The organism is Stenotrophomonas sp. 05N37 (assembly GCF_056397365.1).
In genome coordinates, this window is record NZ_JBFTNG010000005.1 from 228,976 (window position 1) to 254,732 (window position 25,757).

At 67.5% G+C, this 25,757-nt stretch carries 24 protein-coding genes; 12 read left to right on the forward strand and 12 right to left on the reverse strand.

Annotated elements, in window-relative coordinates; translation table 11 throughout:
- Positions 1-200 precede the first annotated feature (200 nt).
- On the forward strand, positions 201-1,592 hold the full coding sequence (locus AC1DGC_RS15320; protein WP_394164784.1) for a short-chain fatty acid transporter: 1,392 nt from the start codon (positions 201-203) through the stop codon (positions 1,590-1,592).
- A 45-nt stretch (positions 1,593-1,637) separates the two neighbouring features.
- On the opposite strand, the gene AC1DGC_RS15325 is transcribed toward AC1DGC_RS15320, so the two are convergent.
- The 3 genes from AC1DGC_RS15325 to AC1DGC_RS15335 form a co-directional block, all read right to left on the reverse strand.
- On the reverse strand, positions 1,638-4,508 hold the full coding sequence (locus tag AC1DGC_RS15325) for a type I restriction endonuclease (protein ID WP_478048279.1): 2,871 nt from the start codon (positions 4,506-4,508) through the stop codon (positions 1,638-1,640).
- A 227-nt stretch (positions 4,509-4,735) separates the two neighbouring features.
- Positions 4,736-6,259, reverse strand: coding sequence for an HsdM family class I SAM-dependent methyltransferase (locus tag AC1DGC_RS15330; protein WP_478048280.1), 1,524 nt, complete (start codon positions 6,257-6,259; stop codon positions 4,736-4,738).
- The gene (locus AC1DGC_RS15335; RefSeq protein ID WP_478048281.1) at positions 6,256-6,852 is read right to left on the reverse strand and encodes a restriction endonuclease subunit S; all 597 of its coding nucleotides are present in this window, start codon (positions 6,850-6,852) and stop codon (positions 6,256-6,258) included. Before AC1DGC_RS15335 ends, AC1DGC_RS15330 begins: the two co-directional genes overlap by 4 nt.
- Positions 6,853-7,483: 631 nt before the next feature.
- Here AC1DGC_RS15335 and AC1DGC_RS15340 point away from each other — a divergent pair.
- Positions 7,484-8,290 (forward strand): type I restriction enzyme HsdR N-terminal domain-containing protein, encoded by an 807-nt coding sequence (locus tag AC1DGC_RS15340; protein WP_259208779.1) that lies wholly within the window; start codon positions 7,484-7,486, stop codon positions 8,288-8,290.
- A gap of 452 nt (positions 8,291-8,742) precedes the next feature.
- Here AC1DGC_RS15340 and AC1DGC_RS15345 read toward each other — a convergent pair whose 3' ends face one another.
- On the reverse strand, positions 8,743-9,297 hold the full coding sequence (locus tag AC1DGC_RS15345; RefSeq protein WP_449336207.1) for a hypothetical protein: 555 nt from the start codon (positions 9,295-9,297) through the stop codon (positions 8,743-8,745).
- Between the two features lie 184 nt (positions 9,298-9,481).
- On the opposite strand from AC1DGC_RS15345, the gene AC1DGC_RS15350 reads away from it, so the two are divergent.
- Positions 9,482-10,420, forward strand: a complete 939-nt coding sequence (locus AC1DGC_RS15350; RefSeq protein ID WP_478048282.1) for an alpha/beta hydrolase — start codon at positions 9,482-9,484, stop codon at positions 10,418-10,420.
- Positions 10,421-10,537: 117 nt separating this feature from the next.
- Complete coding sequence (locus tag AC1DGC_RS15355; protein WP_478048283.1) at positions 10,538-11,143, forward strand: DUF4304 domain-containing protein; 606 nt, start codon at positions 10,538-10,540, stop codon at positions 11,141-11,143.
- Between the two features lie 104 nt (positions 11,144-11,247).
- Here AC1DGC_RS15355 and AC1DGC_RS15360 read toward each other — a convergent pair whose 3' ends face one another.
- Entirely contained in the window at positions 11,248-11,700 is a 453-nt protein-coding gene (locus tag AC1DGC_RS15360; RefSeq protein WP_259208788.1) for a multidrug/biocide efflux PACE transporter, read from the reverse strand.
- 167 nt (positions 11,701-11,867) lie between these two features.
- On the opposite strand from AC1DGC_RS15360, the gene AC1DGC_RS15365 reads away from it, so the two are divergent.
- A complete protein-coding gene (locus AC1DGC_RS15365) occupies positions 11,868-12,752 on the forward strand; it encodes a LysR family transcriptional regulator (RefSeq protein WP_478048284.1) in 885 nt (294 codons plus the stop codon).
- A gap of 29 nt (positions 12,753-12,781) precedes the next feature.
- Here the strand turns inward: AC1DGC_RS15365 and AC1DGC_RS15370 are convergent, their stop codons facing one another.
- Positions 12,782-13,273 carry a GNAT family N-acetyltransferase gene (locus tag AC1DGC_RS15370; protein WP_478048285.1) on the reverse strand — a complete coding sequence of 164 codons (492 nt, stop codon included), beginning with the start codon at positions 13,271-13,273 and terminating at the stop codon, positions 12,782-12,784.
- 301 nt (positions 13,274-13,574) lie between these two features.
- On the opposite strand from AC1DGC_RS15370, the gene AC1DGC_RS15375 reads away from it, so the two are divergent.
- Both AC1DGC_RS15375 and AC1DGC_RS15380 read left to right on the forward strand, forming a co-directional pair.
- A complete protein-coding gene (locus tag AC1DGC_RS15375) occupies positions 13,575-13,718 on the forward strand; it encodes a hypothetical protein (RefSeq protein WP_259208795.1) in 144 nt (47 codons plus the stop codon).
- Positions 13,719-13,869: 151 nt separating this feature from the next.
- Positions 13,870-15,138: a TPM domain-containing protein gene (locus AC1DGC_RS15380; RefSeq protein ID WP_478048286.1), complete on the forward strand. Its 1,269-nt coding sequence runs from the start codon at positions 13,870-13,872 to the stop codon at positions 15,136-15,138.
- 7 nt (positions 15,139-15,145) lie between these two features.
- Here AC1DGC_RS15380 and AC1DGC_RS15385 read toward each other — a convergent pair whose 3' ends face one another.
- Positions 15,146-15,817, reverse strand: coding sequence for a VOC family protein (locus tag AC1DGC_RS15385; RefSeq protein WP_478048287.1), 672 nt, complete (start codon positions 15,815-15,817; stop codon positions 15,146-15,148).
- Positions 15,818-15,966: 149 nt separating this feature from the next.
- On the opposite strand from AC1DGC_RS15385, the gene AC1DGC_RS15390 reads away from it, so the two are divergent.
- A complete protein-coding gene (locus tag AC1DGC_RS15390; protein WP_478048288.1) occupies positions 15,967-16,500 on the forward strand; it encodes a hypothetical protein in 534 nt (177 codons plus the stop codon).
- Between the two features lie 297 nt (positions 16,501-16,797).
- Positions 16,798-17,727, forward strand: a complete 930-nt coding sequence (locus AC1DGC_RS15395) for a beta propeller repeat protein (RefSeq protein ID WP_478048289.1) — start codon at positions 16,798-16,800, stop codon at positions 17,725-17,727.
- 59 nt (positions 17,728-17,786) lie between these two features.
- Here the strand turns inward: AC1DGC_RS15395 and AC1DGC_RS15400 are convergent, their stop codons facing one another.
- On the reverse strand, positions 17,787-19,289 hold the full coding sequence (locus AC1DGC_RS15400; protein WP_478048290.1) for a YifB family Mg chelatase-like AAA ATPase: 1,503 nt from the start codon (positions 19,287-19,289) through the stop codon (positions 17,787-17,789).
- Positions 19,290-19,438: 149 nt separating this feature from the next.
- Between AC1DGC_RS15400 and yidA the strand changes: the two genes are divergently transcribed.
- On the forward strand, positions 19,439-20,281 hold the full coding sequence (yidA, locus tag AC1DGC_RS15405; RefSeq protein WP_478048291.1) for a sugar-phosphatase: 843 nt from the start codon (positions 19,439-19,441) through the stop codon (positions 20,279-20,281).
- Here yidA and AC1DGC_RS15410 read toward each other — a convergent pair.
- Both AC1DGC_RS15410 and ubiK read right to left on the reverse strand, forming a co-directional pair.
- Positions 20,264-20,680, reverse strand: coding sequence for a hypothetical protein (locus AC1DGC_RS15410; protein WP_478048292.1), 417 nt, complete (start codon positions 20,678-20,680; stop codon positions 20,264-20,266). The two genes, yidA and AC1DGC_RS15410, sit on opposite strands and share 18 nt — an antisense overlap.
- A 50-nt stretch (positions 20,681-20,730) precedes the next feature.
- Complete coding sequence (gene ubiK, locus AC1DGC_RS15415; RefSeq protein WP_449336221.1) at positions 20,731-20,991, reverse strand: ubiquinone biosynthesis accessory factor UbiK; 261 nt, start codon at positions 20,989-20,991, stop codon at positions 20,731-20,733.
- 125 nt (positions 20,992-21,116) lie between these two features.
- Here ubiK and AC1DGC_RS15420 point away from each other — a divergent pair, with 125 nt between their 5' ends.
- A complete protein-coding gene (locus AC1DGC_RS15420; RefSeq protein WP_259208813.1) occupies positions 21,117-21,455 on the forward strand; it encodes a P-II family nitrogen regulator in 339 nt (112 codons plus the stop codon).
- Positions 21,456-21,474: 19 nt separating this feature from the next.
- Here the strand turns inward: AC1DGC_RS15420 and AC1DGC_RS15425 are convergent, their stop codons facing one another.
- A complete protein-coding gene (locus AC1DGC_RS15425; RefSeq protein ID WP_259208815.1) occupies positions 21,475-22,128 on the reverse strand; it encodes an RIO1 family regulatory kinase/ATPase domain-containing protein in 654 nt (217 codons plus the stop codon).
- A 509-nt stretch (positions 22,129-22,637) separates the two neighbouring features.
- Here AC1DGC_RS15425 and AC1DGC_RS15430 point away from each other — a divergent pair.
- Positions 22,638-23,543, forward strand: coding sequence for an aspartyl/asparaginyl beta-hydroxylase domain-containing protein (locus AC1DGC_RS15430; protein ID WP_394164761.1), 906 nt, complete (start codon positions 22,638-22,640; stop codon positions 23,541-23,543).
- A 1,170-nt stretch (positions 23,544-24,713) separates the two neighbouring features.
- Here the strand turns inward: AC1DGC_RS15430 and speE are convergent.
- On the reverse strand, positions 24,714-25,568 hold the full coding sequence (speE, locus tag AC1DGC_RS15435; protein WP_259208819.1) for a polyamine aminopropyltransferase: 855 nt from the start codon (positions 25,566-25,568) through the stop codon (positions 24,714-24,716).
- Positions 25,569-25,757 lie beyond the last annotated feature (189 nt).

Below are 25,757 nucleotides of genomic sequence, written 5' to 3' on the forward strand. Positions count from 1 at the left end.
GCTCGGCAGCCCGTAACCCGGCAGGATCATGACCGGTAGTGCCGGCCGGCGGGCGGCTCCTGCCCAAGCGCCGCGCACCCAATACTGGCCCCTAAGACCAATAGGCGACTGACAGCACGCCCGCCAACCCACAGAATCCCCCCATTGAACGCTCCGGGAGAGAGCCAATGGCCACGTCGACAACGATTCGGGACGGCTTCATGGCACGCGCGGCGCTGCGCTCGGCCGCCTGGGCAGAAAAATGGTTCCCCGATGCCTACGTGTTCGCCGTCCTCGGCGTCATCATCGTGGCCGGCGCTGCCATGGGCTTCGGCGCCACCCCACAGGCCACCGCCAGCGCCTTCGGCGAGGGCTTCTGGAGCCTGATCCCCTTCACCATGCAGATGGCCTTCGTGGTCATCGGCGGCTATGCCCTGGCCACCGCCCCGATCGTGGCGCGCTTCATCGACCAGCTCGCGCGGGTGCCGCGCACCGGCCGCGGCGCCGTGGTCTACGTGGGGCTGGTCAGCATGCTGGCCTCGTTGCTCAGCTGGGGCTTCTCGCTGGTGTTCGGCGGCCTGCTGGTGCGCGCGCTGGCCCGCCGCGAAGACCTCAAGATGGACTACCGCGCCGCCGGCGCCTCGGCCTATCTCGGCCTGGGCGCGGTCTGGGCCATGGGCCTGAGCTCGTCGGCCGCGCAGTTGCAGGCCAACCCGGCCAGCATGCCGCCGGGGCTGGTGGAGATCACCGGCGTGCTGCCCTTCACCGAAACCATCTTCCTGTGGCAGTCCATCGCGCTGACCGCCGCGCTCATCCTGGTCTCGCTGCTCATCGCCTGGCTCACCGCGCCGGGCCCGGCCACGGCGCGCACCGCCCGCGACTTCGACGGCGCCGCCCAGGCCGAGCCGCCGCCGCTGCAGCCGCGCACGCGCCCGGGCGAATGGCTGGAATACAGCCCGCTGCTCACCGTGCTGCTCTCGCTGCTGGCCTTCGGCTGGCTGTTCGGCGAGTTCGCCAGCAAGCCGCTGGTCAGCGCCATCGCCAACCTCAACACCTACAACTTCCTGTTCATTTCGCTGGGCCTGCTGCTGCACTGGCGCCCGCGCAGCTTCCTCAACGCGGTGGCCAAGGCGGTGCCCAGCACCACCGGCGTGCTCATCCAGTTCCCGCTGTACGGCGGCATCGCCATGATCCTCACCCATGCGGTGGGCAGCGGCGACGAAACCCTGGCGCACCGCCTGTCCAGCCTGTTCGTCCACATCGCCACCACCGATACCTTTGCCCTGGTCATGGGCGTCTACTCGGCGGTGCTCGGCTTCTTCGTGCCCTCCGGCGGCGGCAAGTGGATAATCGAGGCGCCGTATGTGATGCAGGCCGCCAACGAGCTCAAGGCGCACCTGGGCTGGGCCGTGCAGGTGTACAACGCGGCCGAAGCCCTGCCCAACCTGATCAACCCGTTCTGGATGCTGCCACTGCTGGGCGTGCTCGGGCTGAAGGCGCGCGACATCGTCGGCTTCACGTTCATCCAGCTGCTGGTGCACATCCCGCTGGTGCTGGGGCTGCTGTGGCTGCTGGGCATGACCCTCACCTACGTGCCGCCGGTGATGCCGTAACCCCCGCACGGTAGCGCCGCCGCGCCGCGCGCCGACGGCGCTGGCTCAGGGCGCGCCGTCGCCGGTCGGGGCGGTGGTCAGCAGCACTGGCAGTTCCGCCAGCAGCGCCTCGCACTGCGCGGGCAACAACAGCGCCGCCAGTGCCGGCCGCAATCGTCGTTGCAGGTCGGCCAGCCCCAGGTGCGGTGCGCGCGGGTGTGCGGCATGGGCTGTGCCGATGGCCGCGGCCAGCCGCTCAGCCAGTGCGCGGTGCAACCGGCATTGCGGCGCATCGGTCGGTGCGCCTGCAATGCGCTCAATGGCGGCGTGGCACGCCACCACCAGCGGCGGGGCATCGGCCAGCGCGGGGGCCTGCTCCACGGGGCGGTCGCGCAGTTGCTGGCGTGCCAGCAGGCCCTGCAACTGGCGCAACCGCTCCGTGGGGGCGCCCGGCGCCACCAACAGAGATCGCAGGTGCCGTTGCAGCTGTAGCCGCGCGGCGCCCGCCGTCGTGCCGGTGTCCAGCCGATGACGCAGCTGGCTGTGCAGGGCGTCCGCTTCCCGGCGTGGATTGGCCGGTGTGTTGGCAGCCGTGTGCAGGTAGTCCCAGCCGGCATCGCGCACCTCCGGAGCCCGCTCGCGCGCCCAATGCCGGATGCGCACGTCTTCGGCCACGCCCAGGTGCTGCTCGCACGCGTCGGTGCTCACCACGTCACGCAGCAGGGAGCAGAAGTGAAGGTCATACCGATAGCGCTGCGGCGGCGTGTCGGCCTCGCCACTGCCGCCATCGGCAGGCGGCGCCAGCAAGGCCGCCTGCAACTGCTGGCCAAAGCCGGTCACCCGATGCTGCAGGCGCCGCCGGCGCAGGCGGTGCAGGTCGCGCTGCTGGCCGCGCGCATCCACGCTCCAGCGAGGGCCCAGGTAATCGCAGCAGGCATGGAAGTCCAGGTTGCCAGTGGGCGGTAGCACGGCGCGCAATCGGCGGTGCTGGCCCGGCAGCCCGGCCTGCAGCGCCTGCAGCGATTGCGGCGCCCACCCATCCGCCGCAGCGTCCTGCCAAGGGGCGGGCACGCCCGGCAGATGCACCAGCCACGCACAGTGCTTGTGCGGGTGCGGGCGGTTGAGCAGCGCCACTAGCCGCGCCAACGCTGGGCCATCCACCGCCGTGTCCAGGTACACCAGCGCCAGCCGCGCATCCAGGTAGGGCAATGCGTGCAGGTCGCTGGCGATCAGCAACTGCGCCTTTTGCTGTTCTGCAGGTGTGCACTCGGCAGCGGGGCCGATCGTCGCGCTGTGCAGCGCCTCGTCCCTGGCAAACGCGCGCTGTTGCCGCCGCATCGCCTCCGCATCGGCCACCAGCAGCAACGCGCGCAGGTCGCGCTCGGTATGCAGCAGTGCGTCGCGCAGGTGCTGGGCAATGGTGGATGCCCATCGGCTTGCCGGCGCGGCGGCTGGCTCGGCAGCGTCCGTGGCCGTGCGCATGGGCAGCGGCGGGCGCGGCGCGGCAGGCACCAGCGGGTGGTGGTAGACCGGCACCAGCAGGCCATCGGCCAGGGCATCGGCGTTGGTGCAGGCATACAGCAGCGGGCCCATCGCATCGGCTGGCACTGCCGCGGGCAGCGGTCCGCTGCCCAGGCACAGCCAGCCCGCGCGCGGCAGCCGTTGGCGCGCGTGTTCCAGCCACGCCGGCTGCCCGGCCAGCAGGTGCGCGTCCATCAGCACGATGAGCTCGTCATCGGCATGCCCGGCGTCACGGCGCCGCAGCCAGGCCTGCAGCGTGCCCGGTGTGGTCTGCAACGTGGTGCCGCGCCCGTTGGCCATGAACGCGACGAGGCCAGGGCCGGCCGACGCCGGCGCGCTGGCAGGGCGCGACTGCACCCGCAGTACCCGGCAATGGCGCAATGACGGATCGCGGCGGAGGTGTCGCACCAGCCAGTGCCAGGTCAGCGCCATGCCCGCACCGGCGGCCAGTTGCAGGTGTCCGCTCCCACGGCGTCCGTCGGCATCGATGCGCCGCACCTGAGCCAGCCCGGCCTGCACCGCGAAGAACTGCGCGGCACGCGCAACCCGCTGGCGGCCATCGGCGCCGGTGTGCACAAAGCCCCCCAGCAGCGCCAACAGCCGGCCGGGCGCCGCCACCCCGGCCAGCAACGGCGCGTGCACCGCCCGCAACACGTGGCCGTCGCCGGCGCGTGCACCTGATCCAGGCGAGGGCAGGGACAGGCGCAACCGCTGCGCGGCAGCCGCGCTCCAGCCTTGCTCGCGCCACCGCACCCAGCCCTCGGCCGGTGTGCCGTGCCAGGCATAGCGCCCGCCACGCCGGTCCAGCGCCAATAGCAAGGGCGCTCTGCACGCGGGGGTATCGGCGGCCAGCTGCTGGTGGTGAATGGCAATCGCGGCGCCATCGCGGCCCCAGCGGCCCTGCGCATCGCGCTCCACGCACAGCAGGCGCACCAGCGGCAGGCCGTTGACGTACCCCACCAGCGCATCCACGCGCGGCACTGCGTCCAGCGCCGGTTGGCCCTCCTCACGCGCGCTGGCAATGTCCCACCGGTTGTTGGACGGCGCGGCCCAGTCCACCAGCGGCACCCTGGCCTGCACGGCACGACCATCCGGCAGCCGCTGCGGCACGCACACGCCCTCCTGCAACACCGTCAGCAGGGCAGCGTTGCCGGCCTGCGAGCCGCGCCGCCACGCGCCGTTCGCCATCATGGCCAGCACCTGTGCAATACCGTGCGCATCCAGCGGCCAGTGTTCGCCATGGGCTTCAAACCGTACGTGCTGCAGGTGCTCGCGCAAACGCCCTTCCAGCAATGCGCTGCGCGGATCGCCACGCAGGGCGCAGCGTCGGTTCGGGGCCAGGTATTGCCAGCCCAACCGCTGCAGCCATCCCAATGCTGATCGCGTCACCACGCCGTGCACGGGTGCGCGCGTCATGGCGGCGCGCCTCGCGCATCAGGTGGGCAGGCCGCTAGCGGCAGGGTGGGTGAACCGGGAAGAAGACACGTCATTCCCGCAGTCTGGCGCAGCCATCACACGCCCCGCCGTGTGCACCATTCCGTTTCCTGCACGATGCCTGCACCGCGCGGTGAACATTTTCAATGCCTCGCCACCAGCAGATAGCGTGGGCCAATCAACCCATCACACCCGACCGCACCCGAGGCTCAGCCGGCCTTGGCCGGCCGCTCCGCCAACTGGGCCAGATCGCCTTCCAACGCCTGTTCCAATGCACTCAATCGCGCGCGCAACCGGGCGCGCTGGCTGCGCAGAACGTCCAGCGTGGGCACCTGCCCTTGGTCATCCGGCTGCACATAGCGCGCAACGCTCAAGTTGCCCGCCTGGCTGGCCAGCATCTGCGGGGAGGCCAGGCACGCCACGCCGGCCACATCGGCGCGCGCACGGCACAGCGCCAGCACCTGCTCGGCGGCGGCGCTGTCCAGCCGCGGGCCGCGGCGGGTGGCCACCGATAACCGCCGCGCATCCACGAACAACACGTTCTCGTCCGTGCGCATCGCGCGCAGCACCAGCAGCGCCGTGGCCACCGGGCTGCCGGCAAACAGCCGGTCCGGCAGGCCCACCACCGCGTCGATCAGGTTGGCCTCCAGCAGGCTGCGGCGGATCAGCGCCTCCTCGCCATCGCGGAACAGCACCCCGTGCGGCACGACCACCGCGATGCGGCCAGTGTGCGGGTCCATCGCCTTGAGCATGTGCTGCAACAACGCCAGGTGGCCCCATTGGCGTGGTGGAAAGCCATGCACGTAGCGCTGGTGCACATCGCGCATGCCGCGCTCGGGCGACCACGCCAGCGCAAATGGCGGCCGCGTCAGCTGCACGTGGAAGCGCCGCAACTGGCCGTTCGGGTGCACCAGCGTGTCGTGCAGCAGCGGCGTGCCCGCATGCAGCGCGTGGTTGTCTTCGCCGTGCAACAGCAGGCGCAGGCGCGCACACGCCCAGGCCGTGTCGTCGTCTTCCTGCCCCAGCAGCTGGTGCCGGCGTGCGCCATGGGCGGTGCGTGCCCAGCGACTGGCCGCCAGCAGCAGGCTGCCGCTATGGCAGGCCACGTCGCAGATGGTCTCGTCCTCGCCGGGGTCCATCAGGCCCGCCATCAGCCAACCCAACGCATCGGGCACATGGGCCACCGCCGATGGGCTGCGGCGCGGCTGGCTGCGCTCCAGCAGGCGGTCCACCGCCTGCCCGATGTCGGCGCGGTACGTGCCACGCAGGCTGCGAAAATCCAGCGCCGGCACGCTCAGCCGCCCCAGCAGGCGCGACAGCGCGACGTCGCGGCGATCAGCATCCCGTGGCCAGCCATCGTGCAGGCGCAGCACATCAAACACCTCGGCCAGCGTGGCGCGGTTGGCCTGGGTGAGCCGTTGCAGCGCGGTGATGATGCGGCGCTCGTTGTCACCGCTGAAGCGCTGTCGATACAGCAGCTCGAAGCGTGCCTCCGGCGGCACCACCAGCAGCTGCGCGCCCGGCGCGGTGGGCGGCCAGTCCAGCGGCGCGCCGTAGGCGCCGTCCGGGTCCTGCGCGGCGGCGTCGGTATCGCTGGCAATCTTGAGCAGCAGCAGCGCCAACAGCAGGTAGGTGGCGGCGCCGGCATCGGCCGCATCGGCGAGGGTCTCGCGGGCGGCGTTCAGCGCGGCATGCGTGGCATGCGCGCCGGGCAGGGCGGCCATCCGGTTCATGCGCCGCCTCCCTGCAACATCTGCTCGGCCACCACGGCGATCTCCTGTTGGCGAATCTGGATCAAGCCTTCCAGGCAGCGCCGCTCGGCCAGCGCCGCCGTGGCAATGCTCACGATGCGGCGTTGCTGGACCACGGGCGGCACATGCACCGGCAACTGTGCCACCGCCGTCTTGCGCAGGCTCTGCTGGCGCGAGCCCGCCGCCTGCTGGCGCAGGTAGGCCTGGGCGGCGCGCTGGCTCAACTGCCATGCCAGAAAGGCGGGCAGCAGGTCCGGCGTGGATACCCGCAGCACGTAGAGGTGCGGGCTGCACACGGTGCTCTCCGGCGGGTTGTGCAGCAGCATCGCCAGCGCATGGTTGCCGCGCGCGGCGATCAGCACATCCTGGTCCTGCACCCAATCGGGCGGCTTGCGTGTGCGCAGCGCGGTGCGCAGCAGGTGCTCGCGTTCCTGCAGCCCATCGGCGCCGAGGTTCTTCAACTGGATGACCTGCACCGGGCCCTCCGGCACGGCGGCGATGGCACCGCGAAAGGGATGGCCCTGGCGGATATTGGCCACGTCGCCAAGCAGGGCGATGCGCGTGAGAGTGTTCATGCGTGCACCATGCGTTCGGGTGGGAAGAGGGTCAACCGAACAGGTACGCAGCATTCGCGATGATGCGCAATGGAGCGCGGTGGATGTGCGGAAGTGGGATGAAGCTCGCAGGGGGTCGCAGCTGGTGCGAACGATGGCGTCAACTGGAGTTGGGGGATTGGAGAGGTGGGAGTGATGGCGGGGTGGTGGTTGCGCGGATTGGTGGTAGCTGTGGCGGTGCTGTGAACCGATGCGGCCCTGACATACGCTGTCCAATGGCCGGATGCCAACCAAAGGATGATGGCCGGGATCTCGGTGTTGTCGCAGGTGCTGACGCATGCCGCTCGGGTAGCGGACAGGAAAGGTAACTCGAAGCTCTTGATGGGCATGAGGGTCCTCCTTTCCGGACCGACCGTACTGCGCAGATTCGGTTATTCAAAATCCCGAGATTCCTCACTTCTGTCAGGGAGAGGCAGCGCGCTCCCCTACTGGCTGACTTGCCTTAAATCCCGCCGGGGCGCTGGGAAGGCGGAAGCGCGAACAAAACGAGACTTCGTGCCTCGACCAATGGGCCGGTCCGATTTCCTTGGGGCGGTTGCGGGAAGCCCGGCAAGCGGCCAATATGTGGAAACTGCCAAGGAAAGGGGGGGCTATGTTGAAGATTCCGAAGAAGGTGATGGATCGCTGGCCGGCTACGGTGAAATCCCTGGTCGCTGTTGCGATTTCCCACAAGACTAGGGATGTGTCGGAGGCCGACACGGTGACTCTCGTCAAAGACATGCTCGCTGAGGTATTCGGCTATGACAAATACAATGAGTTGACCAGTGAGCAGCAGATTCGTGGCACGTTCTGCGATCTTGCGGTGAAGATCGACGGCAAGATTCGCGTTCTGATCGAGGTGAAAGCTGCTGCGATAGCTCTCAACGAGACACATCTTCGTCAGGCCATCAACTATGGCGCGCACGAGGGCATTGAGTGGATCGTTCTCACGAATGCGTTGGAGTGGCGCCTGTACCGAATAAAGTTCGGACAGCCGATCGAATATGAACTTGTCTCTTCATTCTGCATCGCAGACATCAATCTGAAGAATGAGGAGGATCAGCGTCGTCTCTTCCTTCTTTGCAGAGAGGGTATTACCTCCGATGCCATGGGTCTCTACCATCAGCACATCTCCGTACTCAACAAGTTCACCGTGGCACAGGTCATTTTGGGAGAGTCGGTTGTATCCGTGGTACGCCGTGAGCTGCGTCGCTTGTTCCCTGAGCTGAAGATTGAGTCGGAGGCTATCGTTGAGTTGCTCAATAACGAGATACTCAAGCGGGAGGTGCTTGATGGGGAGAAGGTCAAGGATGCCCAGCAGCGCATACGAAAGGCGCTGTCCAAGAGTGCAAAGGTGCTAGCTAAGAAGGACGCCGAAAGCGCTCGCGTGCAACTCTCAGATGGAGCACCTGTCGCTTGACGGCGCGCCGAAGAGAGCGGATGGGCTCGGTGCTGCGGACACAGCTTTGGTTGAATCCAAGGCCGAAAGTGGACCCAACGGCGCGAGCCCAGGTTCTGGCCTAGTTTGGGAGCATGAACGTCCTCCTGGTTGTAGAAGACAGGTTTTTCAATCTCGGGCCGCGGCTTGGCGCTGGCGCCTGATCTTCCATTGCCCCATTCGAGGGCCTCGACGACATGCATGGTCATGCTCGAGCGGCCTGACGGCGGGAATCTCCCTACAGCCGCGCGGTTCAGCGTGGAGCACCTCCGACCGGTTGGCTACCGATTGATCGTCTACCTTCCCGGACTGGAGAGGGACGACGTTCCAGTGGGTATTCGGATTCCAGAGGTTCGAACGGAAATACCGCTTCTGGCCAGAGGTGCGGGCGCAGCTCTGGCCTCGGCGGAATGTTCGCGTGCTGACCGGATCATTCAAAGAGGGGCCGCGAGACAGGCCGCCATCCACGGCTGCGCTTCCAACGCCGCACGTTCGGCCGGCAGCACGGGCGCTGCCTGGTAGACGCCCAGGCAGGCACCGTTTGTCGCGGCCAGATCGCTGAGCTTGCCGTCACAGAGCCGCAAGGGCGCGTCAACGTTCTGCCAGCCATCCGCGCATTCGGTATCGGTCTCTGAACCCGGGCGGCCACAGACCTGGGTACGCCGCGCCTTCGTTTCAGACGTCGCATGCGCAACCAGCCTGCCTTCAAAGGTCTGGCCGGAGGCGAGATACGACCAGGTCCCGCAGATGCGCTCACCGCGTTGGATCAGAAGGTAGCGGCTGCACTCATCAGGCGACGTCGCGCCGTCACAGGACGACCAGGCGCCGGCGAACGGACCGCTGGTGGATGCAGGTGGTGCGTTGAGTGCGGCAGGCGGCGCGCTCGCAACTGCCATCGAAGTAGATTTTGCGGGGTCGCCGGTTTGTCCAGCGCCCGCCGCGGAGACTGCTGTGATCCCCAGTGAAACGACTAAAGCAACCGTGCGCATCCGCCATCTCCGTCCCATGGTCGATAGAAACTACACACGCAACCCTCTGCCCACAACTCACCGGCGGCACGCAACCTTTGCATTCTGCCTGTATCGAGGTGTCTGCCCGGTTGTCGACCCGGCAGAGCCGTCCTAGACTCCGGCGATGGCCTGTCGGGGGCCGCCCTGACAGGAGTCAGCCTGGATGCGCACCGTTTGTTCTGCGGCACTGGCGGCATTTTGTCTCCTGGCTCTCCCCGCGCGGGTTGCTGCGACGGAGACGGCCTATTCGGAGGAAGTTCCGCTATGGCCAGAAGATGCGCAGGTTGTGCGGATCGGAATCCAGGAACTGGCTGGCGAGGAGTGGGCGCTCACCCATCCGTCATTGCTGGTCTATCGCCCGCGGGCAACCTCGGTGCGGGCCGCGATCCTTGTTTTCCCGGGAGGCGGCTACAAGGCACTGGGGATTGGCCCTAAGAGCACGCTGGGTCGTTATGGAGCCGACGTCTGTCGATGGCTGACCGACAGGGGAATCACCTGCATCCTGGTGAAGTACCGCGTTCCCAATACTGGCTGCAACTGGAACAGTGAAACGCGACGGCACGAAAGTCCCAGCGTACCCATGGCCTTGCAAGATGCGCAGCGGGCAGTGTCGATGGTCCGGTTTGATGCGGCCAGGTACGGCATCGATCCGGACAAGATCGGCGTGATGGGATTCTCGGCGGGTGGCAACCTTGCCGTATTGTCCAGCACGTCGTTCGGCGCGCGCGTCTATGAGCCAATGGATGCGATAGACCGCGTCAGTAGTCGTCCCGATTTTGCCATCCCCGTCTACCCGGGGCACTTGACGATGGAGCACAAGAACACGACGCCCAGGTCCGTGGCGGCGCAGCAGCTGAACACCGATATCGTGGTCTCCAGGGAGGTTCCTCCGACGCTGCTGATACATGCCAAAGACGACCCGATGGACCCGGCCTACTACTCCGAGGTGTACGCGCGGGAGCTTCGGAAGGTGGGTGCCCCCGTTGAAGTCCATCTCTACGAAACGGGAGGACATGCCTTTGGGGTTCGCAGGCAGGGCAAGGATGCCGACCGGTGGACGGACGATGCCATGCGGTGGTTGCGAGAGATCAACGTCCTCTGAACCACTCTTCCCGTCTTCAGCTGATCTGTTGAGGCGGGCCCACGTCAACCATGTGCATTTTGCCACCGTAGCCGCCACGTTGAATAAACTCGGGGTTACTATCGTTGAATGACGCCAATGATGAAGTTCGCCGAACTGAAAAAGGCCGAAGACGCCGCAATGGGTGAGTCGCTGAAGGGATCAGGATTCCGGCGAATCGCGGCGGGGACCTGGAGCCGCCGACGTGGTGATGAGCTGAACCTCATCCAGTTGCAGCCACACAGCGTAGAGCAGTCATTCTGCGTGAACCTTGGCGTTCACTACGCGTTCTTGCCGAAGGCCGGGACAGAAGCGCCACTGGATAGGGATCAGATCGACATACACGATTGTGAGGTGAAGTCGCGCCTGACGGATGCGTCTGGGACACGTGATCAATGGTGGCCGATGTCCAGCTCAGGCGTCGATGCGGTCGCTGGCGTGGTGATGGGGCGCGGCATGCAGTTGTTTCATGCGTATCGTCTAGATGGGCCGATCGCTGCGATGGATGGAAAAGACATTGAGCGTGGGGAGCCCGGTCTTCTTGGGTCTCTGACCAAGGTTCGAGCATGTCTTCTCCTTGCCCGACTGCACGAACACGCCGGGAATCATGATCGTTGCGTGGAAACGGCAACAATTGGATTGAAGCTCGCTGGACTGGCGGTTGGGCCGAAGAAAGCGCTCAGGGACATCCTGAAGCGCTCGTAGCAAATGGCCTGTGTTTCGGCAGAGTGCTTCTTCACGTCCAATCTCCTTGTCCTTGAGGATTGGACGCCACAGCGCTGCTCAATCTTGGGTGACGTTGCCCAACCTCACCCCGCCTCGCTTACCCGTCCGGCCTGCGCCCGCCGCACCAAGCGCTCCCGCACCTTGTCATACACCAGGTTGTACACGTACGTGTAAGGCAGGAAGAACGCGATCAGCCCCATCTCCAGCAGGAACGCCTCCCAGTAGGAAATGGACAGCCACCACGCGGCCAGCAGCACCACCACCAGCACCAGCCCGCCTTCAAAGCCCACCGCGTGCCCGATACGCACCGGCACGGTGCGCTTGAACCCGAATTTCTTTTCCACGCGCTCGAACATCGCGTTGTAGAGCATGTTCCACAGCATGGCGCAGGTGGCCAGGGCGATGGTGAGCACGCCCGTGTCGAACAGCGACTTGCCCAGCACGTAGGACATCACCGGCGCGCACAGGCACAGGGCGATGCCTTCAAACAGCACGGCATGGACGACGCGGTCCCAAAGGGTCTTTTCAGCTTTCATGAGGCAACACCTGATGTTCGCCGCCGGCAGGGCCTGGCGGAGAGGGGAGCGGATCGAGGGGGAGGGGAAAGGGGGCGGCGATCAACGCTCGTAGCGCGCCCGGCGGCCATGATATAAGTTTCAAAAATGGAGAAGAACCTCCAATATCGTAGGCGGCCGTTTCAAATATGAAACACTTTCCGTGGGACAACCTGATGGTGCTGCTGGCCGTGGTCCGCGGCGGCACCCTGCGCGAGGCCGCCAAGGCGGCGCGGATGAGCACGGCCACGCTGTCGCGCCGGCTGGATGCGCTCGAGGAGCGGCTGGGCGGCAAAGTGGTGGAGCGCACGTCCACCGGCTGCATTCCTACCGAGCTGGGGCAGCGGGTCTTCGCGCTGGCCGAGCAGATGGAAGAGGCCGCCGACGAGATCGCGCGCGAGGCCGATACGCCCAAGGAACTGGTGGGCACAGTGCGGATCAATGCCGACGAATGGGCCAGCTTCCTGCTGATCACCCTGCTGCCCGGGCTCAACCGCCTGCACCCCGGCCTGGGCGTGGAGGTGCTCACTTCGCGCGAGCCCTACAGCCTTGCCCGCCGCGAGGCAGATGCCCTGCTGCGCTACGGCCCGCCAGACACGACCGACCTGCGCGGTGACCGCGTGGGCCGCGTGGAGTACGCCCTGTATGCCAACCAGGCCTATGCCGCGCGGCGGCAGGCGGCCATCGCCAACCAGGCGTGGCACGAACTGGAATTTGTAGGGTTGGACGAGCCACGCGTGGAGTTCGAGGTGGAGCGCTGGCTGCGCACGCTGCCCGGCGCCAACCGCCCGTGGCTGCGCTGCAACTACTCGGTGGGCGTGCTGGATGGCGTGACCGCCGGTGGCGGGCTGGGCGTGATCGAGCGCACCGTCGCCGAACACGTGGGCGGGCTGGTGCGCGTGCGCGATGCACCGGCACTGACCCAGGACGTGTGGCTGTGGACGCACCGCTCGCTGTACGACACGCCGCGCTTCCAGGCGGTGCGCGACTTCCTCAAGCATGCCTGGCTCAATGCGCTGGCCGCGCGCGGGTAACCGCCCGCCCGGCACGCCGCCGGCGACGGCTATGCCGCGCTGATGAGGAACAGGCGGAAGTCTGAATCGTCGGGCGCCGCCGGCACCTCGATGGTCAGGCCCATGCTGGGCAGGTGCCTGCTCCAGAACGCATGGGCGGCCGTGTCATTGCGGAACGTGGCCAGCAACCAGCGACCGCTGCCCGGGGTTACGAGCTGGCCGACAACGGCGCGTGCGATGCCCTTGCCGCGATGCTTGGGCAGCACGAACAGGTCGGCCAATTCGGGGATGCGCTCGCCCTGGAACTCCACCTCGTCCACCAGCACGAACCCGCACAGCACGCCATCGAGCCACAGCAGCCGGGCCCATGTGGGTTGCGCGCGGAGGTTGGCGTCCACGTCGGCGCGTGCGCAGTCGAAGGTGCCATCGGCGGCGATTTCTTCGCCGCTCCATGCGGAGGCTTCGAAGTAATAGAACTGCAACAGCTGGAACAACACATCGGTGTCTGCCACCGACGCTGCGGCGAGCGTGAGTCCTCGCATGGACATCCTTTTCCGTGCACGGCGACGGTGGCGGCGATGATAGAGCGCATCCACGACGCTGCACAGCCAGCAATTCAGGCACCTGACCTGGCAAGGCGGGCCATGCGGAATGTAGCCATTACCCATCGGCATATGCGCTGGGCTTGGGCGCGAAAGCCCGGTATTGCAGGCACGTGCCGGCATGCACGCGTGGTGCCGCGCCGGCCTTGACGAATTTCTGAGTACTCTCCCACGCGCGCTTAACCTGCCCGTGCACAGCATGGCCCCACCCCGGCACTCCGCCGGCGGCCCGGAGACCCCCATGACCCAGCAGCGCAAGCAGGATTCCCAGCACCAACGCGGCCAGCAGCAGGAACGCGGGCGCGATCAGCAGCAGCAACAGCAGCAGGAACAACCGCAGCGCAACCAGAACCAGCAGCAGGGGTGGCAGGACGAGGAAGAGTGAGGCCGCTCGAGCAGGCCGCATCCGGGAGCCCCGCATGACGCGGGGCTTCTTCGTTTCAGCCGGTGGCGCGGGGTTGGCGTAGCATCGGCCACAGACGCAACGGACCGCAGCGAGCGAGGCAAGGATGACCCGGACAGGCCGATGGCTGTGCATGCTTTTCCTGCTGCCTGCGATGGCGTGGGCAGCAGCGACGCCGATCCCGCCGCTGCACGACCCGGTGGTGGATACCGTGCCGGTCCTCTCCACCGAGCAAGCCGCGCAACTCCGTGCCCAGGCACTGGACCTGCAGGCCCGGCACGGCGCCCAGCTGCAGATCCTGGTGGTGGACAGCACCGGCGATGACGGCATCGAGGCCTACGCCCAGCGCGTGTTCGACCAGTGGCAGATTGGCCGCAAGGATGTGGATGACGGCGTGCTGCTGGTGCTCGCGATGGGCGACCGGCGCGTGCGCATCCAGACCGGTTATGGGCTGGAAGGTGCCATTCCCGATGCCTACGCCCAGCGCATCATCGACCAGGCCATGGTCCCGCAGCTGCGCCAGGGCAAGCCCGGCCAGGCGCTGATCGACGGCAGTGGCCTGCTGGTCGGCCTCATCGACGGTGAGCCGCTGCCGCCCGTGGATGACGAGCCCGGCGTGGTGCGGATGCCGCAGGACTGGCGGCGCGGTGACAGCATCGTCGGGTTGGCGCTGCTGGCGGGGTTCCTGTTGGGCACCTGGGCGCGCCGTGCACCGCAGCGCGGCGTGGTCAGCCGTTGGTGGCACCGCCCGGTGCAGATGCTGGCGGTGGTGGGCGTGGCCGCGGCTGCCTGCGCGGTGTTCACCCCAGGCGCGACCGCGGCCCTGGCCATCGCCATGGGCATGCTGGTTCCGATCGCCACGCTGCTGGGGTGGCTGTGGGTGGACAGCCGCAGGGCGCGCTGGGTGCTGTCGTTCCTGCTGGCTGCCGCCGTGGTGGCCAGCGCGGTGAGCGTGTGGAAGGGCAAGCCGGTGCCGAGCCTGGCGCTGCACCTGCTGTTGGTGACCGTGCTGGCCATCGCGGTGGGGTTGATCTCACTCTGGGTGGCGGCGCTGCGCAACAGCTGGCGGACCGGCCGGCTCGGTTTCTTCGTGCGGCTGGTGTTTCTCTGCGGGCTGTCGGCGGTCTACGCCTGGCTGGTCCACCGCACTCACGCGCAGTACGGCCACGACCCCGGGACGGTGATGCTGATCGCCGGCGGCTTCTTCCTCTACATCGCCTGGGCGCTGGTGATGGGATTGCACCAACGTCCGCAAACGCGCCGCGCGCGCAAGGGCGAGCGGCGCCGGCGGCGCGACGACCACGACTCGGGCAGCGGGTCCTCCAGCAGCTCCTCCAGTTCGTCCAGCTGGTCCGGTGGCGGGGGACGCAGCGGCGGCGGTGGCGCGTCCGGCAGTTGGTAGCGCCGGCTCAGCCGGTCCGCGCGTGCCAGCCCAGCGCGGCGTCCTCCACGACCGCACCGGCATGCACATCCCCAAGCCGCACGCGCAGGCCTTGGGCGTTGGGCAGCGAGCGCTGCTCCGGGAACCAGCGGCGACTGGCATCGACCACGATCAGCAGCCCTTCGTCGTCGCCGAGCGGCGTGAAGTGCGGCGTGGGCGGCGACAGCGCGGCCACGCCGAAAGCGGCCTCCAGCCGGGACTGCGTGGCGGCCACCGACACCGCGGGAATGCCCACCTCGCTGATGCAGGTCATCTCGCTGCCGTGGAAGCTGCCGCTGCGCCCGGAGGCGGGCAGGCGACGGCGCGCGATCAACTCCAGGATAAGGCCATCGGGCCCGGTGAAATAGATCGACTCCGCCTCCCAGCGGCCCTCGAAACTGAAGTGCTCGCGCCCCTCGGCATCGCGCTGGCGCTCGGCGCGCGCGTCCAGCCAGCGCGTCGCCTCGCTGAATCGATCGTGCGGCACGTTGAAGGCCAGGTGCACGCCGCCCACCGGCAGCGCGCCGGCGTCCGCCAGTTGCAGCGTGCTCCAGCCGATCTGCACGTGGTCATCGGCCACCGGCAGCTGCAGGACGTCGCCGAAGTACGCCACGGCAACGGCCGGATCGGAAGCGGGCAGGAGCAGGTGTTCGATGCGCATGGGTGCATGGTGCAGTGGTGGGATCGGGGCGTCCAGCGGCGCGAGGGGCTGTTCACCCGCCCCAACGGCGTGTGCACGCCGCGCAGCTTGGCTATGCTGTGCCCGCTGGCGTGCCGCCCGGTATGCCATGACGCGATCAGGAGGATCCGTTGAACACTTGTTCCCGCTTGCCGCTGTCTGCCCTTGCACTCGGCCTGGCATTGACCGGCTGCCAGCCTTCAACGCAGCCGGCGCCCACCGCAACGCCCGATAGTGCAACGCGTCCTGCCGCGAGTCCTGCAGCTGCCGCCGCTGCGTCCGTCGCCACGGCCGATCCCGGCGCCGCCGTCTCGCCGACCTGCCCGCATCCGGAGTTCGATACCTTCCTGAGTCACTTCAGTCGTGAGATCACGCTGCAGGAGACGTCCGTCGCCGATCCCCTGGTGAGCGAGAGCGTGGATATGGCCGCCGAGCCAGAGCCACGCATGGTCTCCGAGAAGATCGCGTTGCGCGACGTGACCTGGCCGGTGATGCCCAACACGAACACGCTGCACAAGGTGGGGCGCGACTTGAAGGTGACCGCCGAGGCCGATGGCAGCATGGCCGTACAGATCCTCACCCCTGATACCAGTGACCAGCAGACCTACTACTTCGCCCAGAAGCCGTGCTGGCAGTTGGTGCGGAAGGTGGATGAGGCGATCTGAGGGCGCGTTGATGGACGCGATGCCCCATCACCGCGCAGGGGTGGGGTTGGGTCCGTGCGTGGATCGGCTCTCGCCGCGGCTGGCCCGGGCTGCGTGTGCGATGTGGAACCTGGGCTCGATTGGCGTGCGTGTAGCAGGCCGGTCAGACCCGCTTCAAGAGACTGGCATCGACGCGATCCGACGTGAGATGCAAGGGAAAGCCTGCGCTGTTGCCATCACGTGAGAGTGGATAAATGAATGTCCTGTTCCCAGGCACACTGTATGCGCCACGCGGTACCCGCCCTTGAAAGGATGCACATGAGCAGTGAAGGACACCGGCCAGACGGCCGGCGCGACACCGACCTCTATTTCACCCATGTCATCTCCGGCGCGCCCAACGTCGCGCTGCTGTTGGGCCACCTGTACGTGGAGGGCCACGAACCCAGCATCACCCGGGTGATGGTGGTACGCGATGGCACGTTCTACTTCGTTTACGACCTGCCCGACATCATTTACGGCGCCACGTTGCTGCCGGCGACCGACGAGCGGCCGTTCGCGCTTGCCATGTTGGGCCGGCGTGGCCTGCTGCGGATCAACCCCACCGGGCAGGCACCCTGGGATGAAACGTTGGCGCTGCCCAATGCGTACCTGATGCATCTGCAAGAAATCTCAGGCGAGTTGTACGCGTGTGGCACGCAGCGGCAGGTGCACTATCGCGGTGCCGACGGCTGGCGACGGATGGACGACGGCTGCCACGTGCCATTGGCGGACCAGGTGACCTGCTGCTTCAACGCGATGGATGGATTCGGCGCGGACGACATCTATGCCGCCGGCGACGGTGGCGCACTGTGGCATTGGGATGGCCGGCAATGGCGCCCGTTGGTGTCGCCCACCACCCTGGCGATCCGGGTGGTGCAGTGCATGCGCGATGGCAGCGTGGTGCTGGCGGGCGATGCGGGTACGGTGTTCCGAGGCAATCGGTTGGAAGGCTGGCGCATGCTGACTGCGCCGGCATTCGAGCATCTCAGTGTCGAGCGTGCGTGCCTGTTCCAGGGCACGCTGTATCTGTGCGCGCAGCGGGAGTTGCTGGCGCTGTCGGGCGATCAGGTCACGAGGGTGGACGTGCCCGTGGAAGGCCACCTGGCCTACTACAGCGCCTCTGCCACTGACGGTGCAATGTGGACCGTCGGCGATGACGCGATCCTGCGCTTTGATGGTGCGACATGGGAGCGCTTCATCTGCCCGTGAGCGCTGCGGGGGCGGGCCGCCTGTGTCGGCCTGGCTCTCCGCGGTAGCCAGGCACGGGATCAGCCGCCCCCACCCCGATCCAACTGCCGATACCCGATCGCCTCGGCCACATGCGCGGTCGTGATCGCCTCACTGCGGTCCAGATCCGCCACCGTCCGAGCCACGCGCAGGATGCGGTGCATCGACCGCGCCGACAACTGCAGCCGCTCCACGGCGTCCTCCAGCAGCTGGCGGTCGGCCGGGGCCAGCCGGCAATGCAGGGCCAGATCCGTAGGACCCAGCTGCGCATTCGGCTTGCCGCTGCGTGCCAGCTGCAGGTCGCGCGCGGCGACGACACGGCGGCGTACGACCTCGCTGTCCTCCCCGTAGGGCGTGTCGTCGCGCAGTTCATGGGGATCCAGTCGAGGGACCTCGACGTGCAGGTCGATGCGGTCCAGCAGGGGGCCGGAAACCCGGCCGCGATAGCGCTGCACGCTTTCAAGCGCACAACGGCAGCGCCCGCTGCGATCACCGGCCCAGCCGCAGGGGCAGGGGTTCATCGCGGCCACCAGCTGGAACCGCGCGGGGAACGCTTCCGTGCGCGAGGCGCGCGCGACCACCACCTGGCCGGATTCCAGAGGCTCGCGCAGCACCTCCAACGCATGCCGGCTCCACTCGGGCAGCTCGTCGAGAAACAGCACGCCATTGTGCGCGAGCGAAATCTCGCCCGGTCGCGGAAATGCGCCGCCGCCCACCAGCGACACGGCGCTGGCGGTGTGGTGCGGCGAGCGGTAGGGCCGCTGTCGCCAGCGTGCCGTGTCGATCCCGCTGCCAGTGCAGGAGGCGACCGTGGCGGTCTCCAGGGCTTCCAGGTCGGTGGCGTCGGGCAGGATGCCGGGCAGCCGCGAGGCCAGCAGCGTCTTGCCGCAGCCGGGCGTGCCGATCAACAGCAGATGGTGGCCGCCGGCAGCGGCCACCTCCAACGCGCGCCGCGCCTGCGGCTGGCCGCGGACATCGCGCAGGTCGGGCATGGGCAGCGCCGCCACCTCGGCGGGCATCGCCTGCGGCAGCACGCGCTCGCCCAGTCCGGCACACGCCTCCAGCAGGGTGCGGGCGACGCGGACGTCGGCGTGCCCGGCCAGCCCGGCCTCGGCCGCATTCTCCGGCGGCACGATCAGGGTGCGGTTGAGCCGGGCGGCGGCCAACGCCGCCGGCAGCACGCCGTTCACGCCGCGCAGTTCGCCGGTGAGCGCCAGTTCGCCGAGGAATTCATAGCGCGACAACACCTGCGCATCGATCTGCCCGCTGGCGGCGAGGATGCCCAGCGCGATGGCCAGGTCGAAGCGGCCGCCTTCCTTGGGCAGGTCGGCCGGGGCGAGGTTGATGGTGATGCGCCGCTGCGGAAACTCGAACTGCGAGCAGACGATGGCCGCGCGTACACGGTCGCGCGATTCGCGCACGGCGGTCTCCGGCAGGCCCACCATCTGGGTGTGCGGCAGCCCGCCGGAGAGCAGTACTTCGATGCGGACGGCGGGCGCGTTGACGCCGGCGCGGGCACGGCTGTGGACCAGCGCCAGGCTCATGCAGGTTCCCGAGGGGGTCGATGGAGCGCTTGATGATGCTCACTTGCGGCGTGTGGGTCTGTAGGCCAAGTCCTTCAGCTGCGGTCGGAGGTTCCAGTGCCCGCTGCCGCTAGACTGGCTACCCCCACGCGTACGCCCTGTTGAACCTCATGGATATGCACCGCCCCCACGCCCCGGTCGAGCTCATCGCCATCGACATGGATGGCACCCTGCTCAACCCCGCCCACAGACTCACCCCGCGCGTGAAGCAGGCCATTGCCGCCGCCCGCGCGCAGGGCGTGCGGGTGGTGCTGGCCAGCGGCCGGCCGGTGTCCGGGCTTGCGCCGTTCCTGGACGAGCTGGGGATCGAGGGTGATGCGGAATTCTGCATCGCCTGCAACGGTGCGGTGGTGGAAAACATCGGCACTGGCCAGCGCGTGGTGGAGTACCCGTTGAGCTTCGAGGACTTCCTGTTCTGCGAGCGGGTCGCGCGTGAACTGGGCATCCATTTCCAGGCGCTCGATGGCCGACGCATGTACACGCCCAACCAGGACATCAGCATCTACACGGTGGCCGATTCGCACCTGTCACACGTGCCGTTGTCCTACCGGCGCGTGGAAGACATGGCCCCGGCCATGCAGTTCATCAAGCTGATGATGATCGATGAGCCGGACGTGCTGGACGCTGCCATCGCGCGGCTGCCGTCCGCACTGACCGATCGCTTCGCGGTGCTCAAAAGCGCACCGTTCTTCCTGGAGGTGTTCGACCACCGTGCCGGCAAGGGCCCGAGCCTGCAGAAGCTGGCCGAACACCTCGGCGTGGATCGCGCCAACGTGATGGCGCTGGGCGACCAGGAGAACGACCTGACCATGCTGCAGTTCGCCGGCACCAGCGTGGCGATGGGTAATGCAATCGAGGGGGTGAAGCAGACCGCTCGGTTCGAGACGGCGAGCAATGCCGAGGATGGCGTGGCGCTGGCGATCGAGCGGTTTGTGCTAGCGGGGAACGTCTGACGGCGCGCGGGTGGTAAGCAGCCGCGCGCGTGACCACGGCGAAAACAGGACTGCGGTGAAGACCAGCAGACTGGGCAGGGTGAAGACCACCGCATTGCCTGTGCCCTTCCCGGCACCCAGACCAAGCAATCCCAGCCAATAGACCTCCATGTCGGCAAACAAGACCAGGTTGTAGGCGAGGATGGGGATGCCGGCGACGAACGGAATGGGCAGCACGCCATGGCCTGCTGCCACCAGAGTGGGGGCAAGCAGCGCGGCAAGTGCGGAGAACACAACGCGGTAGATCTTGCGCAGGCCCACATCGTCAGTGCGGATAAGGCGCATCAGGCACAGTGCGATGATCACCGCGGCAATGCTGGCGCCGGCCACCAGCAGCATCTGCGATCCTTGTTCAGACATGCGAATTCCTTTTCGTCACCTAGTGTGCTGGCGCCGCCCGCCACCCTGCTTTACGGTGCCGGCCTATCGCTCCCACGCGCTTCCAGCTCTGCCACCACCTTCTCCAACGCCTCCAGCTTCTCGCGGGTCTTGAGCAGCACCGCGCGCTGCACGTCGAATTCTTCGCGGGTGACCAGGTCCAGCTTGCCCAGCCCGGCCTGCAGGGCGGTCTTGAAGGTGGCCTGGAGCTCTTCGCGCGACTGGCGCAGGCCCGGCGGGACCATGTCGCTCAGGCGGCGGGCCAGGTCATCCAGGTGGTTGAGGTCGATCATGCTGTGCTCCGCGGGGTATGCGCCAAGGATAATCCCCGCGGCCGCTGCCGGCACGGGCCGCGCGCATCGCGTTCACCGGGGGACAGGCGTTATCCTCGCAGCCTGAAACACAGGAGTGCAGACGGATGAAGATGGTCATGGCGGTGGTCAAGCCGTTCAAGCTCGACGACGTGCGCGAAGCGCTGGCCGAGCGCGGCGTCACCGGGATCACGGTGACCGAGGTCAAGGGCTTCGGGCGGCAGAAGGGCCATACCGAGCTGTACCGGGGCGCGGAGTACGTGGTCGACTTCCTGCCCAAGGTGAAGATCGAGGTAGCGGTCACCGACGGCCAGGTCGAGGAAGTGGTGGAGGCCATCGTCAAGGCGGCCGGCACCGGCAAGATCGGCGACGGCAAGGTGTTCGTGTACGACCTGGGCAGCGTGGTGCGCATCCGCACCGGCGAACTGGACGCCGACGCGCTCTGAGCGCGCCGGCCGGCCATGCTCAGGCGTGGCCCTTGAACCAGCGGTAGAAGCGCTTCCAGCCCACGCGCACGGCCGCCACCCAGCGCGGGTCGGCCACCTGGGCAGCCTCCAGGGCGCTGGGGCGCTCGCCAGTGAGGCGCTGGCGCATCTTCAGCAGGTTCTTCATGTCGCTGCGGCGCAACTGGCGCGAGACCGGGTGCACCGGCAGCCAGCGCGGGCTGCGCCAGGCCGAAGTGAAATCCACCAGCACCGGCACGCCGCCGCTGACCATCACGTTGGTGCCGTGCAGGTCGTTATGGGTGATGCCCGCCGCGTGCAGGCGCGAGAGGGCGAACTGCAGCTGTTCGAACACCTCCACCCCCACCGACTGGGCGGCACTGAGGGTCTGCCCGGGGATGAACTCCATGCCCAGGGCCAGGCCGCCGATCGTGCCGAGCAGGGCGGGCGCGTGCTTCCAGCCGCTCAGGCGCTCGAGGATGCGCGCTTCGCGGCGCACCAGCAGGCGCGCGACCGGCGACAGCGGCGTGCCGCGATAACGGGTGTAGTCCTTGACCACCGCCGGCTGGCCGTTGAGGCAGGTCCGGTAGACATCGGGTTCAAGCAGGCGTTCGCCGCGCTTGAGCAGCTCGGCGGGGGCGGTGTCATCGACACACGAGGCAACGATAGTGTTCATAGGGGTCTTTGCGACCCGGCGGTCGGCGCAATGCGTCAGGCGTACCGGTGCTGCTGATGGGTGATTACTAAGATTTCGTTAATTTTAGTACTCGCCGGTACACCAATCCAGAGTTTGTCGGAGAAATGTCGTAGCCGGCCGTGGAACAGTTCGTCATGCCGAATCGGACAATCTCGTCTCACTCGTAGGTATTTCGTTGAAAATCAGCCGTTTGCCAGCGCAGCCCGTGCCGGTGCGGCCGGTGCAGGCCAGGCGTGCGTGCGGCACATCCGCGTCCGCAGGCCCCTCGCCGCGCGGTCCGGGGGCCGGGCACAGCGACGGTGGCCGGATGAACATGACCGGCCCGCAGCTTGACCCCAGCGCGGGGGCTGCGGACCATACGCTGTTGCTTGCGACATTGGCGGCCGCCCCTCCCCGGCACGTCCCCGCCCCCTGCCGCCGTATCGGTGCCGGCTTCCGCCGTGCATCGCCCCCACCCTTTCGGTTCCGGCCCTGCCGGAGGAAGACTGATGATCAAGATCGTGCTGGCAGTGCTGTTCGTCGCCTGCGTGCTGTACATCCATTACCGCGGCAAGGTCCGCGCGCGCTGGTCGCGCCAGTTGCTGGACCACTCCAGCTTCATGGCCCCGATCAACGTGGTCATGTACGCGTTCTCCAAGGTGCCGACCACGCCGTTCCTGGACCCGGGCAAGGAATTCCCGCAGCTGGAGCCGCTGCGCCAGAACTGGCAGATGATCCGCGACGAAGCCCTGGCCCTGCGCGATGCGGACAAGATCGCCGCGTCCAGCACGTTCAACGATGCCGGCTTCAATTCGTTCTTCCGCCGCGGCTGGAAGCGTTTCTACCTGAAGTGGTACGGCCCGTCGCACCCGTCGGCCAAGGCGCTGTGCCCGAAGACCACCGCGTTGCTGGAATCGCTGCCGGACGTGCGCGCAGCGATGTTCGCGCAGCTGCCCTCGGGCAGCGAGCTGCGCCCGCACCGCGATCCGTTCGCCGGTTCGCTGCGCCTGCACCTGGGCCTGGCCACGCCCAACGACGATGGCTGCTACATCGAAGTGGACGGCATCAAGAAGAGCTGGCGCGATGGCGAGTGGATGATGTTCGACGAGACTTATATCCACCACGCCCACAACGAGACCCCCGACGACCGGGTGATCCTGTTCTGCGACATCGCCCGCCCGCTGCGCTTCGGCCTGCCGGGCCTGTTCAACCGCGCCGTGGCGTCCACGCTGCTGGCCGGCGGGGCATCGCCGAACCTGCCGGGCGACCGCACCGGCGGCGTCAACAAGGCCTTCGGCAGCGTCTACAAGGTGCGCCTGAAGGCCAAGGCGCTGCGCGAGCGCAGCGTGGTGGCCTACCAGGTGATCAAGTGGGGCCTGGTGCTGGCGGTGATCGCGGGTATCTGGGCGCTGTGAGCGCGTAGGTGCCGACCCGTCGGCTGGCACGAACCCTGAGAAAAACCCCGCGCTGTTGCCAGCGCGGGTCTTTTCCTGTCTGCGAGGTAGAGCCGAGCCATGCTCGGCTGAGGCGCTCGCGATACATCCGGCCGAAGGCAGCCGAGCATGGCTCGGCTCTACGCGCGCAGGTGCCGACCCGTCGGCTGGCACGAACCCCAAAAAAAGACCCGCACTGTTGCCAGCGCGGGTCTTTTCCTGGCTGCAAGGTAGAGCCGAGCCATGCTCGGCTGCGGTGCTCGCGATATATCAGGCCGAAGGCAGCCGAGCATGGCTCGGCTCTACGCGCGGAGGTGCCGACCCGTCGGCTGGCACGAACCCCAACAAAAAAACCCGCGCTGTTGCCAGCGCGGGTCTTTTCCTGTCTGCGAGGTAGAGCCGAGCCATGCTCGGCTGAGGCGCTCGCGATACATCGGGCCGAAGGCAGCCGAGCATGGCTCGGCTCTACAGGGGTAGGTGCCGACCCGTCGGCTGGTACGAACCCGGAAAAATCCCCCGCACTGTTGCTGGCGCCGGTCTTTTCCTGGCCGCGAGGTAGAGCCGAGCCATGCTCGGCTGCGGTGCTCGCGATACATCCGGCCGAAGGCAGCCGAGCATGGCTCGGCTCTACGCGCGCAGGTGCCGACCCGTCGGCTGGCACGAACCCCAACAAAAAAACCCGCGCTGTTGCCAGCGCGGGTCTTTTCCTGGCTGCAAGGTAGAGCCGAGCCATGCTCGGCTGCGGCGCTCGCGATACATCGGGCCGAAGGCAGCCGAGCATGGCTCGGCTCTACGCGCGTAGGTGCCGACCCGTCGGCTGGTACGAACCCGGAAAAATCCCCCGCACTGTAGCCGGCGCAGGTCTTTTCCTGGCTGGGAGGTAGAGCCGAGCCATGCTCGGCTGAGGCGCTCGTGACACATCCGGCCGAAGGCAGCCGAGCATGGCTCGGGTCTACGCGCGCAGGTGCCGACCCGTCGGCTGGCACGAACCCCAAAAAAAGACCCGCACTGTTGCCAGCGCGGGTCTTTTCCTGGCGGCGAGGTAGAGCCGAGCCATGCTCGGCTGCGACGCTCGCGCTACATCGGGCCGAAGGCAGCCGAGCATGGCTCGGCTCTACGCCCCTCTCCCATCGCCGCGCAGCGATTACCCGATCAGCCCTTCAGGGCCGCCGCCACGAACGGCGGGGTCACCAGCACGCCGGTGTGCAGGGCGGCGGTGTAGTACAGCGTGTCGAACGACTTGGCGGCCGAATCGGCCTGGCGGAAGTCGAAGCTGCTCTCGCCCTTGCGGGCCAGGGTGACGCTCCACCAGCCGGTCGGGTAGCACGGCTGCGGGAACGGCAGGGTCTTGAACGAACCGAAGCCGGCCTTGCCCATCTCGGTGCGCATTTCGTTGATCAGGTCCAGCTGCATCAGCGGCGATTCGGACTGCTGCACCAGGATGCCGTCGTCCTTCAGGGCCTTGAAGCAGCTCTCGTAGAAGGCCTTGTTGAACAGGCCCTCGCCCGGGCCGACCGGATCGGTCGAATCCACGATCACCACGTCCACGCTGCCGGCCGGGCAGTTGGCCATGTAGGCCACGCCGTCGTCGAACATCAGCTCGGCGCGCGGGTCATCGTTGGACTCGCACAGCTCCGGGAAGTGCTTGCGCGCCATCACGGTGACCTGCTCGTCGATGTCGCACTGGGTCACGCTCTCCACGCCCGGGTGCTTGAGCACTTCGCGCAGGGTGCCGCAGTCGCCGCCACCGATGATCACCACGCGCTTGGGCGCGGCGTGGGTGAACAGCACCGGGTGGCTGATCATCTCGTGGTAGAAGAAGTTGTCCTTGCTGGTGAGCATGATGGCGCCATCGATGGTCATCAGGTTGCCCCAATCGGTGGTCGCGAAGATCTCGATCTTCTGGAACGGCGACTGCACTTCGTCCAGCTTGCCCTTCAGGCGGTAGCCAATGGCCGAGCCGGTGCGCTCGAAGTGCTCGATGTACCAGTTGTTGTTGTCAGTCATGGAGAAACAGTCCTGTTCGGGGTGTTGGAGCCGGGCGGGCGGCGGGGGCCGCGTGGCACTAGCCACATCCGGACGGGTTGGCCTGTTCAGGTTGGGGGCCTGAGTACGGGCGCGGGCGCGCATGATAACGGAGCTGTCGCCATATAGGCGTTATCATGCACCCCCTTTTTTACCAACCAGGCCCACTGA